The 14090-nt window shown below is 62.5% G+C and carries 10 protein-coding genes; 7 read left to right on the top strand and 3 right to left on the bottom strand.

Annotated elements, in window-relative coordinates; all coding sequences use genetic code 11:
* Positions 1–83 precede the first annotated feature (83 nt).
* The 3 genes from AC3EC3_RS05630 to AC3EC3_RS05620 are packed head-to-tail and all read left to right on the top strand — an operon-like array spanning position 84 to position 3156.
* The gene (locus tag AC3EC3_RS05630) at positions 84–1904 is read left to right on the top strand and encodes a TadE/TadG family type IV pilus assembly protein (RefSeq protein WP_488488641.1); all 1821 of its coding nucleotides are present in this window, start codon (positions 84–86) and stop codon (positions 1902–1904) included.
* Positions 1901–2512 carry a TadE/TadG family type IV pilus assembly protein gene (locus AC3EC3_RS05625; RefSeq protein ID WP_488488640.1) on the top strand — a complete coding sequence of 204 codons (612 nt, stop codon included), beginning with the start codon at positions 1901–1903 and terminating at the stop codon, positions 2510–2512. Before AC3EC3_RS05630 ends, AC3EC3_RS05625 begins: the two co-directional genes overlap by 4 nt.
* A complete protein-coding gene (locus AC3EC3_RS05620; RefSeq protein WP_488488639.1) occupies positions 2512–3156 on the top strand; it encodes a TadE/TadG family type IV pilus assembly protein in 645 nt (214 codons plus the stop codon). The genes AC3EC3_RS05625 and AC3EC3_RS05620 overlap by 1 nt, the downstream gene beginning before the upstream one ends.
* Before the next feature lie 9 nt (positions 3157–3165).
* Here the strand turns inward: AC3EC3_RS05620 and AC3EC3_RS05615 are convergent, their stop codons facing one another.
* The 3 genes from AC3EC3_RS05615 to AC3EC3_RS05605 all read right to left on the bottom strand — a co-directional run bounded on the left by AC3EC3_RS05615 (position 3166) and on the right by AC3EC3_RS05605 (position 10665).
* The gene (locus tag AC3EC3_RS05615; RefSeq protein WP_488488638.1) at positions 3166–5472 is read right to left on the bottom strand and encodes a hypothetical protein; all 2307 of its coding nucleotides are present in this window, start codon (positions 5470–5472) and stop codon (positions 3166–3168) included.
* A 10-nt stretch (positions 5473–5482) separates the two neighbouring features.
* Entirely contained in the window at positions 5483–7828 is a 2346-nt protein-coding gene (locus AC3EC3_RS05610) for a GH92 family glycosyl hydrolase (protein ID WP_488488637.1), read from the bottom strand.
* 128 nt (positions 7829–7956) lie between these two features.
* Positions 7957–10665: a TonB-dependent receptor gene (locus AC3EC3_RS05605; RefSeq protein WP_488488636.1), complete on the bottom strand. Its 2709-nt coding sequence runs from the start codon at positions 10663–10665 to the stop codon at positions 7957–7959.
* Positions 10666–10902: 237 nt separating this feature from the next.
* On the opposite strand from AC3EC3_RS05605, the gene AC3EC3_RS05600 reads away from it, so the two are divergent.
* From AC3EC3_RS05600 to nagA, 4 genes are all read left to right on the top strand, one after another.
* Positions 10903–11127: a hypothetical protein gene (locus tag AC3EC3_RS05600; RefSeq protein WP_488489237.1), complete on the top strand. Its 225-nt coding sequence runs from the start codon at positions 10903–10905 to the stop codon at positions 11125–11127.
* Positions 11025–11753 (top strand): copper homeostasis protein CutC, encoded by a 729-nt coding sequence (locus tag AC3EC3_RS05595; protein WP_488488635.1) that lies wholly within the window; start codon positions 11025–11027, stop codon positions 11751–11753. The genes AC3EC3_RS05600 and AC3EC3_RS05595 overlap by 103 nt, the downstream gene beginning before the upstream one ends.
* A gap of 170 nt (positions 11754–11923) precedes the next feature.
* Entirely contained in the window at positions 11924–12943 is a 1020-nt protein-coding gene (locus AC3EC3_RS05590) for an SIS domain-containing protein (protein WP_488488634.1), read from the top strand.
* Positions 12940–14076 (top strand): N-acetylglucosamine-6-phosphate deacetylase, encoded by a 1137-nt coding sequence (gene nagA / locus AC3EC3_RS05585; RefSeq protein ID WP_488488633.1) that lies wholly within the window; start codon positions 12940–12942, stop codon positions 14074–14076. Before AC3EC3_RS05590 ends, nagA begins: the two co-directional genes overlap by 4 nt.
* Positions 14077–14090 lie beyond the last annotated feature (14 nt).

Raw genomic sequence — 14090 nt, 5'->3', positions numbered from 1 at the left:
CGCAGTGCGTCAAAGTGTTCGTTAAACATTTGCCGATAGGGGACGAGGATCAAGCCTAAAATCCGCAGAAAGCCTGCAAACTCATGGGTCGCATCGTCAAATCCTTCGTCGCTCTCCTTCGCGACACTGCTGGAAGTCTGCTGCCGATCGCGGCGGTCGGGATGATCGTCACCGCGATGATCGTCGGGGCCTCAATCGATCTCAGCCGGGCCTACAAGGTGAAGAACCAGTTGCAGGCCGCTTGCGACGCCGCTGTGCTTGCCGGGCGCCGCACGGTGACGACCAATGGCTATGACACGGCTTCGCAGACAGCCGCGACGACCTATTTCGGCGCGAATTTCCTCGACGCCGATCAGGACACCCATGGCACCACGTTTACGTCGAGCACGCCCGACAGCGGCTCGACGGTCGATGGTTCGGCCAGCACGGTCATGAACACCGCAGTGGTCCGGTTGTTCGGATTCACGACGATCCCGCTGACCGCAACTTGTGCGAGTTCGATGGGCGTGGGCAATGCCGATGTGATGATGGTGCTTGATACCACCGGATCGATGGACGAAACTCTCGGTAGCACCACGCGTATCGCCGCCCTGCGCACCGCGATGAAGAATTTCTACACGACGCTGCAAAGCTCTACGTCGGGCACCAACGCGCGTATCCGCTATGGATTCGTGCCGTACAGCACGACCGTGAACGTGGGGCAGTTGCTGTATAATCTGAACCCGTCCTACCTTGTCGATACGCGCACGTACCAGTCGCGCCAGTTCGTCACGACGACGGGTTCGGCCTCTTCGGCGTCAAGCTGGACCAAATACAACTCGACCGCCTATTCCACCCTGGCGTCCTGCAACACTGCTTTGGCGAAATCGGGTCTGAGTAACGATTCCGATTATTCAAACTACGGAAGTTCGTCGACATCAAATGGCGTAACGACGCAGGCACAGAGGAAATATACCTACGCCTGTCAGGCATTCACATCGAACAGAAACACATACTACTATATTTCTTATAGTTATACGTCGCGTAATGTGACGTCATATTATCTCTATGCGCCGATTACCTATGATACCAGCAAGTACAAGGCCTTCTCCACCGTGTCCACGCCGACCGGGACCAATGGTGCCGCCGTCAGTTCGAGCTGGGGCGGCTGCATCGAAGAGCGATCCACCGTACCTGCCACGAATGTCACGTATAGCTCGGCGACGGGGATATCGCCTGCTGCGGCGCTGGACCTTGATATCGATGGCGCGCCGACGAGCGACGACAAGAGCAAGTGGGCACCGATGTGGCCTGAAGTCGCGTATCTGCGGACCGATTCCAGCGGCCGTATCCAGTATGCGAACGGCTACTATGGTTATTCCGTTATCAGTCTGGGCTACACCTTCTGCCCGGCGAAGGCGCAACTGCTCAGCGAAATGTCGCAAACCGCCTTCAACGCCTATGCTGACAGCCTGGTCGCCGAGGGGGGAACCTACCTCGATATCGGCATGATCTGGGGCGGTCGTCTGGCCTCGCCGACCGGGATGTTCTCGGCGAATGTTACCGCGGCGCCGCAGAACGGCGGTGAAGTCTCACGCCACCTCATCTTCATGACCGACGGCGAGATGGATACGAACTACATGATCCAGCAGGCCTGGGGCTTGGAGTACTGGGACCGCCGCGTAACGGCCAACGGTTACACAAACGATGACGATTACCATACCTCCCGTTTCCGCGCGGCGTGCGATGCGATCAAGGCCAAGGGCATTCGCATCTGGGTGATCGCGTTTACCTCCACGCTTTCCGATGATCTGCAGTACTGCTCATCGGATGACAGTTCGTATTCCGCCACGGATGCCAGCGGCCTGAACACTGCGTTCCAGGAGATTGCCAAGCAGGTGGGCGAACTGAGGATCGTTCAGTGACGCCTCCTGCTTTTCGTCATCGACCAGGCGTTCTGCGTGCGATTGCGAGCGACCGGGGTGGCGTCACCGTGGTGGAGTTCGCACTGGCGGCTCCAGTGTTTCTGCTGATGATGATGGGCATCTTCGACATCGGGTATATGGCGTATATCAATTCCGTGCTGCACGGCGCAGTGGAGCAGGTCTCGCGCAGCGGCACCATCGAGACCGCCAATACGACCACCGAGGACGCCTATGTGACAGGGATCGTCCAGAAGGTGATTCCCAGCGCTACGCTGACGTTTTCGCGCAAGAGCTATTACGATTTCACCGACGTCGGCCGTGCGGAGTCGTGGAACGATTCCAATAACGACGGTACTTGCGACAACGGCGAAAGCTATATCGACGAGAACCAGAACGGGCAGTGGGATGCAGACATCGGCGTCTCCGGCAATGGCGGCGCGGATGATGTCATCCTTTACACCGCGACTGTAACCTACAAGCCGCTGTTTCCGGTCCCGCTGATGAAAAACTGGAATACGAACCAGACCCTCACGGCCACTTCGGTTCGCAAGAACCAGCCGTTTGCGACCCAGACAACCTATGGTTCGTCGGTCGGGGTGTGCAAGTGATGCAGGGATTCACCAAGGCCAAAGTCGCCGGATGGCTGCGGGCCATGCGGCGGGACCGGCGCGGTGTGTCGATCCTGGAATTTGCTCTGGCGCTGCCGATCTTCCTGATCCTGGGGCTTTACGGCACCGAGGTCGCCTATATGTCGATGATCAACATGGAGGTTAGCGAGATCGCGACCTCAGTGGCCGACAACTCTTCGCGTATCGGCCAGACCGACAACAGTTCGGTAACGCCTACCGTGACTGAAACCCAGGTCGCCTCGGTCATGACCGGGGGGCTCTATCAGGGTAACAGCTTCAATTTCGAGGCGCACGGACGCATCATTCTCTCCAGTCTGGAGATCAATTCCAAAAATCAGCAATACATTCACTGGCAGCGTTGCAGCGGCGATCTGGCAGTCGCTTCTGCCTATGGTGTGGCCGGAACGGTCGAGGCCAGCGGGATGGGGCGCACGGGTCACATGGTGACGGCCCCTACGGGCATGGCAGTGATGTATGTCGAGGTCTATTATGATTATCAGCCCCTGTTCGGGACGATGTTCGTCAAGAGTTCCCGCTTTGAAAGGGAAGCCGCACTGCTGGTCAGGGACGACCGCAATCTGACGCCGGGCGTGACCGGTGGCAATTCGACGACATCCTGCTGATCAGATACATCACGGTCCTGTCCAATCCCCGGAACATTGTGCCGGGGTGGCGGGAAGCAGCCAGGTTTCGGCGATCTGCCTGCCGCGACCGCTGCCGCCAGCGCCGGGCGGAGAGACGAAGGTGATGTCGAGTGTCCCGTCGTGAACCGCATGTGCCGGAATGGGGGTCTGTTCGAACGCCGGATTATTCTTCCGGTTGTGGAACGATACGATGACTTCGCCGCCTGCGCTGATTTGCAGCGGGCGCCAGTAATCTTCCCCGGCCCATGTGTAGCGCAAGCACCAACTTTGTCCCGTCGGCAGCTGGGTATAGCGCAGGTGTAGAGGCTGTTCGTAGAGGGCCTCCGCATAGGAGAGTTCCGAAAGCGTCCAGCCGTCTTGCGGGAGGCGATCTGCCACGCCGTCGATTGCGCTTTGCCGTCCTTGCGGATCGGTTCCTTCTCCGGGCCCGGTAACGAGGTGCGGCTCGTGCCCTGCGTTGCCGAGATCATCGTACAGCGCGTGATCGCGGGCATCGGCGCGGTCTCCCAGCCGAACAAGTGCTGTCGCGCGTTGGCTTTCGGTGGGCAGGGCAAGGGCGGCGCTGATCCGCGGGGCCAGCGCAGCCTTGTCCGTCAGGTCGATCATCGCGCGGTCGAGATTGGCGCCGCGCTCCCAGTTGGAGGCGCCATATCGCGATACGCTAAGCTGCATGCGCGCGCGTTGCCAGAGCAGACCGGCGAGCGTTTCCAGACGCGTGTAAAGTTGTGTTTCCGTGGGTGTCGAAACCGGAGACATCGCCGCGAGCGCTTGCTGTGCGGCAGCTTTGGCACCGAGCTTCGGCGCGGATTGCAAGGCTTGGTCGGCCTTGGCCTGTGCTGCACGCGCACTTTCCCAACGCTCGGCATCGAGCGCGTCGTAGACAGCGCGATAGCGATAGAGATCGATGCGCCAGTCGGCCCACGGGGCGGGACGCAGCGCATCGGCCTGCCGAAGCGTGACGGGAATGGCGGTGTTGTCCGCCGGATCGCCATGCCAGTTACGTTCAAGTGCTTCGGGGATGGCGGCAAAGCGGTCGTCACCGATAAACAGGCGCGCATAGCGCAAGGCCGTGCCGGTGAGCGTCGCCTTCGTGTTCCAGCTCAATGCCAGCCACTGTGCGACATTCCAGTCATCGTTCACGCCTTCGGAATAGGCGATGAAACCCCGCGTCTGCGGTATCTGATCGCGGAAGGCGGCAGCCGTGGCGAGGGGGCGCGGATTGACCGGCTCACGCCCTTCGGTGAGCGCGAAGACCGGCGACCAGCGTTGGACCGGCAATTGCGCGTGCATGGCGTGCGCCGTGTCGGGGTAGAGTTCAAGCGGGTAATAGGGGCCGATCAGTTCGCGATGGCGGGCGATGGAGCCCCGCGTCTGCGGACCGACGAACACAGCGGACAACCACGACGGCCGCTTGCGGATCTGCGCCACGAAGGCGAGGAAATCGGTCTCGTCGAACCCCTGCGTGGAGACCAGAAGTTCCGCCTTCGGGAAACGTGCGCGCAAGGGAACCGCGAGCTTGGCCAGCAGGGGGAACAGGATGTCCGGGGGCGTGTTGCCCGGATCTCCGCCGGGGAAATAGACAGCATCGAGCGCCGGGAATCTGTCGATCAGATCGGTGAAGGCGGCCAGTTCGGCGGTATCGGCGCCGGGCCTGGCATAGTCGCGCAGGAGTGGCTGATAGAGTGCGACCTCCAGTCCCAGTACCTTGGCCTCGCGCGCGGTGGCGAGGATCGCGTCCATCGCCGGGACCGGGGCCAGCGGCGAGGCGCCCGCGTCGTCGGAAACCGGGCCGACCAGCTGGATGCGATTGGCGCCCATCAGTGCCAGATCGTCGACATGGCGCGCCAGCATCGCCGGGGTCCAGGCATCGAAGCTGTTGTTCTTGGCCCGAATGCCGATCTGATCGCCGCGCACGGCAAGCGCGGGGTGCTCGTTAACCGGCCCGTTCCAGTCGAGCCTGGTGCCACGCAGATGCGAGAGCAGCCATCCGGCGGCATAGACATAGCCGCGCCGCTGGCTGGCCGAGACCGCGAGGCCCTGACCCTCGCGGCGAATGCGGTATCCCTCGCCAAGGCCCGGGGCGGCATCGAGCCGGATCTCCAGGCGGCAGTCGCCCTGACCGATGAGACTGCGCTCGGTCAAGCGCTGCGCGAGAAGACGCACGGCGGCCTCGGCATCGCCGCTTCCCTCGACGCAGGCATGTGCCAGCGACACCTGCGTGGTGCGGGCATGCGCGACCGGTGCCGCCAGCGCCAGAAATGACGCGGCGGCAAGCGCGGCTAAGCGGACCGTCATGCGTTCAGGATCACGCGTTGACGGGCGGCCGGTCGGCAGCGGCAGTGGCGAAGCTCTTGTCGGGCGTTGCCTGCATGTGGAAGGTCAGGCGGCCACCTTTCATCAGGTCTTCGTGGCTGATCCAGCACTTCGTCATCGGCTGGCCGTTCCACTCGACCTTGCCGTAATAGGGGCGGTCGGGCGCGTTGTTGCGGGCCTCGATGATCAGCGTCTTGCCGTTGTCGAGGAACAGCTTGGACTCGTCGAACAGCGGGCTGCCGAGGATGTAGTTGGCGCTGACCGGATCGACGGCGTAGAAGCCGAGCGCCGACAGCACGAACCACGCGCTCATCTGGCCGCAGTCGTCGTTACCGATCACGCCGTCCGGGTCTGCCTTGTACATGGTCGTCAGCAGGCGTCGGACCATGGCCTGCGTCTTCCAGTGCGCGCCGCACCAGGCATAGAGATAGGCGACATGGTGCGAAGGTTCGTTGCCGTGCGCGTACTGGCCGACAAGGCCCGAGATGTCTGGCGGGGCATTCTTGGGCAGGGTCGAGGGCGCGTTGAACAGCGCATCGAGCTTCTTCTCGAAGGCCTTGTCACCGCCCATCGCCGAAACGAGACCGGGAACGTCGTGCTGGTTCAGGAACGTCGCCTGCCAGCCGTTGCTCTCGGTATAGTCACGCCATTTTTCGGGCGCGTGGCCAAGCTGGACCGGATCGTAATCCTTCCAGAACGAACCATCGGCAAAGCGCGGCACCGCGAACCCGCGCGAGGTATCGAACACGTTCTTCCAGTTGCCCGAACGCCGTGCGAGGTAGTCGGCATCCGCCGTGAAGCCGGTGGCCTTGGCGATCTTTGCGGCGGCATAGTCGTCGTAGCTGTATTCCAGCGTGCGGCTGACGCTCTCGAACACTTCGTCTGCCGGGATATAGCCAAGGCGATCGTAGCGCGGGATGCCGAGCGAATTGTCCATCGTGGGCATGTTGAAATCGAGCGCGCGACGGCGGATACCCGGCCATGCGGCGGCATAATCGCCGATGATGCCCTTGGCCTGCGCCTCGGCGAGAACCGGGACGGCGTGCCAGCCGATCATGCAGCCGGTCTCCACTCCCTGCAACGGCCAGACCGGCGGGCCATAGGGGCTCTGCTGGGTCTGGCGGATCAGGTCTGCCACCATGTGCCGCACGAGGCCGGGGCGCATGATCGTCTGCAACGGATGGAACGCGCGATAGGTATCCCACAGCGAATAGGCGCTGTACGATGTCTGGTCGTAGCCCAACTGGTGGATCTGGCGATCCAGCCCGATATAACGCCCGTCCACGTCGGAGAACAGCGTGGGCCCCATTGCCGTGTGATAGAGCGCGGTCGTCATGATCCGGCGCTGGGCGTCGGTGCCGCCCTTCAACTCGATCCTTGTCAGTTCCGCAGCCCAGGCGCGCGAGGCCATCAGGCGGTACTTGTCGAAGTCGAAATGGGGGGCTTCGGCAGCAAGGTTCGCCTTGGCGCCCGCGATATCGACAGCCGAAATGCCGGTGCGGATCACGACCGGCTCGTTGCCCGCATCGCCGAACCATACGACGGCTTTCAGGCGCTTGCCGGAAACGGTCTCGCTGCCTGCCTTGGCGGGGGCATTGTCGTCACCGTAGAAGTCGATCCGCGTCGGCTTGCGCGAGAACTGCATCGCGAAATAGATGTGACGTCCCTTGGCCCAGCGGAACACGCGGCGGGTGCCGGTGAGCGTGCCGTCCTTTTCCAGCGTGAGCTGTGCCTGGTCGATCAGCGGCGGATGATCGGACGAATCCTGCACCAGATGCGCAAGGTCGATCAGCAGATGGCCGATGCCTTCGGGGAAGGTGTGGCGCTGGATGCCGGTGCGCTCGGTGACGGTCAGTTCGCTGCGCACGCCGTTTTCGAGAGCGACGGCATAATAGCCGGGCTCTGCCTGCTCCTGCGTGTAGCGCAGACGATAGCCCTGTTCGGGCTTGTCGAGCGGGCCGGGTTCGAGGCGCACATCGCCGCGGCACGGCTGGACCAGCACGTCGAGCATGTCGCCGATGCCGGTGCCCGAAAGGTGCGTATGGGAAAAGCCCATGATCGAGGCATCGCCGTGGTGATAGCCCGAGCAGGTATCCCAGCGCGCGGTATCGGTATCGGGGCTGAGCTGGACCATGCCGAACGGCATAGAGGCACCGGGGAAGGTATGTCCGTCGCCACCGGTGCCGATGAACAAGTCAATGTCCTTGCCATGGCTCTTTGCCTCGCCTGACGAGGAACTCTTTCGCGCCAGGGCGGGAAGAGGGGCCAGAGCGGCCGAGGCGAAAAAGGCGAGGCGACAGGTGCCGGTCATCAGGGCACGGCGGGCGAGGTTGGTCATGCCATCATCCTGCGTCGAAAGGGGAGGGAAATGCAAAAACAAACCGCCTGCCGGATCGGGGGATCCGGCAGGCGGCAGGGACGGCGCACATGGGGAGGGAAGAAGAACCATGTACGCCGAAGCTGGGATCAGAAGCTGAACTGCGCCGTGGCGGCGAAGGTGCGACCGTTCTTGTAGAAGGCGGTCGGCGCCGACTTGGTGCCGCTGTACGAGTAGTAGGTCGAGTCCAGCAGGTTCTGCGCGTTCGCCTGGATCGTAAAGTTCGGGGAGATCTTGTACGAAACCGAGGCGTCGAGCTGGTGATAGCCCGCCGTCGAATCGTTCGAGTTCAGGCGGCCGACACCGGTGAAGTAGTGGGTGCGGTAGTTCCAGCTGACGCGTGCCTGGAACGCGCCCTTCTCGTAGTACGGGATCACGTTGATCGTGTGGCGCGAGAGGTAGGGCAGGTTGAGGACGTTGCCATCCGCATCCTTACCCGCGCTGGCATCGGCATAGGTGTAGTTGGTCAGGATGCCGAAGCCGTTCCAGATCGGCATCTGGAAGGCCAGCGACACGCCGTTCACGGTGGCGTTCGAGGCGTTGACCGGCTCGCTGACCTGATAGTCGACAGGGCTGTCGGAACCGGTTGGAGTCAGCTGCTCGGTAACGGTCTTGGTTACGACATACGACGAGATTTCGCGGCGGAAATACTCGACCGAAAGCAGGGCGCCCGGACGGAAGTACCATTCAGCCGACAGCTCGTAGTTGGTCGACTGGTAGGGCTTCAGATCGGGATTGCCCGAGCTGGCGGTCAGCGTGGTATCGTCGCGGCTGAAGGCACCTGCAAGCTGGGCGTAGCGCGGGCGAGCGATCACTTCGGCAATCGAGCCTCGCAGCTTGAACGTGTCCGACATGTCCCAGCTTACGTTTATGCTGGGCAGGCCCTTCAGGTAGTCCCTCTTGGCCACAGTTGGCGTGTAGGTGGTGCCGCCATCGGTGGTCGAGTAATAGTGCGAGATGTCCTGCGTGTAGACGGCGCGATAACCGACGTTGCCACGGATCGGACCCGTCTCGAAGTCGAGCTGGACGTAGGCGTCTGCGGTCTTCTCACGCACGCGGAAGGTCGAGCTCTTGTCGAGACCGCTGTCTACGTAGATGCCGTCGTTCAGCGCATCGATAACGCCCTGCGCGGTGAGCGTCTGGAAGGAGTTTGCGTTGCCGCTGTCGTTCAGGCCCGAGAACAGACCCGACGGCGTTGCGTTGGTCTCGAAGTCCGAAAGCGACACGGCGCTGTCGTAATAGACCTTGGAGCCGTAGACGGTGGTGCCGTTCTCATGCGTCGAGGCCTTCACACCCATGCGCACGTCCTTGAAGAACGAGTCATCCACATCCCACTTGCCATCGAGCTGGCCGTAGAATTCCTCGTCCTTTTGCTGCGATCTGGCGATACCACCGATTTGGTAGCCGTTGATCGTCGTGCCGTCAGGGAGAGTGATCTCGGAAGACGACGAGCGGCCAAAGGTGCTCGCATCCGAGGGTGCGTTGTTATACGTCACGCTGGTCGAGGTGCCGGTATAGTCGAAGCTGTAGCCACCGTTCGAATACATCGTCAGGTCGTATTCGGGGTTGGTGCCGCCGGTGGCCTTCGTCCAGCCGCCGTTGGCGGTCAGCGTGAAGCTGTCGCTGGCGTGCCAGGTCGTCGCCAGATTGTAGCTGTCGTTGGTGACCTTGGTCTTGCGGTAGTTCATGTCCAGCTCAGCCTGGGTCGATGTGCCGTCCGCGAACGAGGCCGAGGTGATCAGGCCGTTCGAGATGGTCGCCGAGGTCAGGTTGCTGCTGGCCCAGTTCGGGTAGATGAATTCCGACTGGCTGTAGTTGTTGTAGGTGCCCTGAATATGCATGCCCGTCAGCGCGACTTCGAAGTCGCTGCTGGGCGCCCACTGCATGGCGAACTGGCCACCGATGCGCTTGCGGGTCTGCTTGAAGTAGGCATGGTTGATGCCGACCGGGTAACGGGCGTTCGCGAGGTCGCTCAGCGAACCGCCGGTGATCGTCGCGTTCGGGTTCTTGAGGACGGTATTGCCGTCTGAGTCGGTCGTCAGGAAGTCAGCACCGGTCGAGTACCCGAAGTATTCGATACCTGCGCGGGCCAGCGAATCCTCGTCGTAAGTTCCGGCTACCAGGATACCGAAGGTGCCGGCATCGTTCTTCCAGCTGTACATCAGCGATCCGCGCGGATTGCCCTGCTTCGAGCGGTCGTTGTAGTTGTAGCCGACCGAGCCGTTGATGGTGTTGGCCTTCAGGTCCAGCGGCATGCGGGTCCGCACGATCACAGTGCCGCCCAGCGAGCCTTCGTCGATCCACGGTTCGGGCGACTTGTAGACTTCGACCTGCGAAACGATTTCGGGGGCGAGCAGCGAATAGTTGAAGGTGCGGCCGGTAACGTCACCGGTGTTGCCGCCCCAGTCGGCCGAGGCGATCGAGTGGCCGTCGACGAGGATGCGGTTCAGGGCAGGGTCGGTGCCCTGGATCGAGACGCGTTCGCCGATACCGAACTGGTGATCGACGCTGACGCCCGGAATGTGAGCGAGCGATTCGGCGACGTTGCGGTCGGGGAACTTGCCGATGCCTTCGGCGGTGATGACGTCAACGACGGCATTGGCGTTACGCTTGACGTTGATCGCGTTCTGCAGCGACGCGCGGATGCCGGTGACAACGATGCTGTTCGCCGGATTGACATCGGTATTGGCGGCGGTGCTGCCGGACTGGTCCGAACCGGTGGCGTCTTGCGCCATGGCTGGGGTAGAGAGAACGAAGACGGCTGTGGAAGCAAGAAGCGCGGCGCGTGCAAATGCCATGATGTAACCCCCGTGTGCGGCCGGCTGGCGGTCGCGATCGTTTAACCCTGAGTGCCGCTTTCTGTTCTCATGATTTGGTATGAAACCAATCAAGGTCCAGCGACAGGACCATATGTCACCTCAATGACACCTCTTGTCTACCAAAATATGCATGCACAGTGTCGTTCTTTGCGGGAGTGTGTCTTTAAGGAAAATTGAATTGGAATCAGCCCCGTAGCGCCACTTTGAGGGTGGATTTTGCTGCCGGTCAGCCTCATTGGGGACTGTGCTGGCCATCTGAAAATTTCGTTCTTGGCCGAATTTGAGAACCAAAATATGTCCAAAATAGACTTGGGCGAATCGAATCGCATGGGGGTGGCATGCTCGAAGTTTGTGTTGATGGTCTTGCGGGCGTTCGTGCTGCGCATGAAGGCGGCGCGGCGCGTGTGGAGCTTTGCGCTGCGCTGGAAGTCGGCGGTGTAACGCCATCGCTGGCCATGGTGCGGGCTGCTGTCGCAGGGCCCTTGCCGGTCCATGTGCTCATCCGTCCGCGCGGTGGCGACTTTGTGTACAGCGAGGCGGAGAAGGCGCTGATCGCGGCGGATATTGTCGATATCGTCGCAGCGGGGGCTGCCGGGATTGTGATCGGCGCGGGAGATCGTTCCGGACTGGACTTGGCTGTCATGCGCTCATGGGTCGATCTGGCCAGGCGCGGTGCGGAGGCGCGGGGGAATGCGCTCAGCCTGACGCTGCATCGTGTGTTCGACCTGCTCGATGACCAGGAATTCGCGATTGGCGCTGCTGTTGCACTTGGTTTTGACCGCATCCTGACGTCTGGCGGCAAGGTTCAGGCGGGCGATGCGGTTCCCGCGTTCGCCAGGTTGGTGGATCGCGCGGGAACGGCTGTTGGTATCCTGGCAGGGGGTGGCCTTGTACCCGAATCGATCCCGGCGCTTCGGGGGGTGGGAGTCCGGGAGTTCCACGCATCCTGTCGAAGCGATGTTGCTGGTGATGTTGAGCCGAAGCTAGCCGAGTTGGGTTTTTCTCTTGGGAAACCGCGCGCAACCGATGTTGCGCGGGTGCGCGCTTACATCTCTGCAATCGCATGAATTGGTATTAATCAGGTCTTGAGCAATACCAATATATAACTTATGTCTCTTGCGACGCAGGGGGCTTTCAAGACCAATGCAAAGACCGCCAGAGCCCGGCCGGACGGTTGGGCGCCTGCCGCTCGAATATGGTGTTCGGCGGCGCGGGGCGAGCGATGGAGACGATATCGATGACTCTGATGGCGGCAGAAGCAGCTGAGGCGCCCGAAGCAGTCGGCAGGTTGCTGGCGGCGAACGCCGGTGTTCTGGCAGAGCTGGGTCGTACACTGCGCGAGACTCCCCCGTCGCTGGTGGTGACGTGCGCACGCGGATCGTCCGATCATGCCGCGACTTACGGCAAGTACATGATCGAGACGAAGCTCGGCATTCCCGTGGCGTCCGCAGCGCCTTCGGTTGCATCGGTGTATGAAGCGCCGGTCGTACCGGGCGGGGCGCTGATGATCGCGATCTCGCAGAGCGGCCGCAGCCCCGACCTGCTCGCAACGGTGGAAGCCTACAAGACTGCCGGTGCGCGAATTGTCGCACTGGTGAACGACGAGACCTCTCCGCTGGCGGCGATGGCCGACGTGTTCGTTCCGCTCAAGGCTGGGCCGGAAAAGTCCGTCGCGGCCACCAAGTCCTATATCGCGGCCCTTGCAGGCCTTGCCGCGATCGTTGCGCACTGGTCCGAGGACGAGGCGATGCTGACGGCGCTGAACGGACTGCCCGATGGTCTGGCGGCTGTGCGTTCGCTGGTGCCGTTCGGCCTTGTCGACCTCCTCAAGGATGCGAACAACCTGTTCATCATCGGTCGCGGCTACGGTTTTGCGGTCGCGCAGGAAGCCGCGCTCAAGCTCAAGGAAACCTGCGGTCTTCACGCCGAGGGCTTCAGCGCTGCCGAAGTGCGCCATGGTCCGATGGCGATCGTCAACGCCGGTTTCCCGATCCTTGCCTTCGCAGGAAGCGACGCGGGCGGTCCGAGCGTGCGCGAGGCTGCTGACGAGTTTGAGCGCCGGGATGCCGCCGTGCGCCGTCTCGATGCTCTTGAAAACATTCCCGGCGGCAGTGTCGCCCAGCTTGCCGGACATCCGGCGCTGGAGCCGCTGCTGATGATCCAGGCGTTCTATCCCGAGGCCAATGCGCTGTCGCTGGCGCGCGGGTTCGACCCCGATGCGCCCGCGCACCTTCGCAAGGTGACCGAAACGCGATGAGCCGGATCGACTTCCAGGATGGCCGCGTGCTGGTCGAGGGCGAATGGCGCGAAGGCGCCTCGATCGCCTTTGGCGAGGATGGTCGCATCGTTGCGATCGACGAAGCGGGCAAGGGTGGTGAAGTCGTCGATCTGGACGGCGGCATGCTGGTCCCTGGCCTGATCGACGTACAGGTCAATGGCGGCGGTGGCGTGCTGTTCAACACCGATCCCACGGTCGAAGGTGTCGCGGCGATCTGCGCTGCGCATGCGCGCTTTGGCGCCACCGGTATCCTCCCGACGCTGATCAGCGGGTCGCCCGAGATGATTGCGGCGGGGCTCGATGCGGTGGACGCAGCGATCGAGGCAGGGGTTCCGGGGTGCCTGGGCATCCATGTCGAAGGCCCGGTTCTGAACAAGGCGCGCAAGGGTATTCACGCCGAGGAACGGCTCCAGCCGCTTGACGACGAGATGCTCGAACTGCTGACCCGCCCGCGCAAGGGCCGGGTGCTGTTCACCATGGCGCCCGAGTATCTCAACGCCGAGCAGGCGCATGCGCTCAAGGAAGCAGGGGTGATCCTCGCCATCGGACATTCCGATGCCGATTACGAGACCGCCCGCCACGCGTTCGAGCTTGGCGCGACAGGCGTCACGCATCTCTACAATGCGATGTCCGGGCTGCATCATCGCGAGCCGGGCATGGTCGGCGCCTCGCTGGAAAACCGTGAGGCGTGGATCGGCGTGATCGTCGACGGCTATCACGTTCACCCGGCGGCGCTGCGCGTGGCGCTGGCGTCCCGTCCGCACGAACGCTTCGTGCTGGTGACGGATGCAATGCCCTGCGTCGGTTCCGACGAGCCCAGCTTCATCCTCGACGGTCGCGAGATTTTCGTCGAGGACGGGCGCTGCGTGGACGACAAGGGGACGCTTGCGGGCGCGGCGCTCGACATGGCGGCCGCTGTACGTAACACTGTCTCGATGGTTGGCCTGCCGCTGGAAGAAGCCCTCGCTATGGCGTCGGCCTATCCGGCGGCGTTCCTGGGCATGGCGGATCAGCGCGGCACGATTGCGCCCGGTTTCGCCGCCGACTTCGCCTGGCTTGACGCGCACGGTTATCCGCGCGGCACCTGGATCGCCGGCCGCCGCGCGGCCTGATCCTCACACCTTTT

The sequence above is a fragment of the Novosphingobium sp. BAM6 genome (assembly GCF_057784955.1).
The sequence above is the reverse complement of the archived record's forward strand: the minus strand, read 5'-3'. Positions and strand labels throughout refer to the sequence as shown.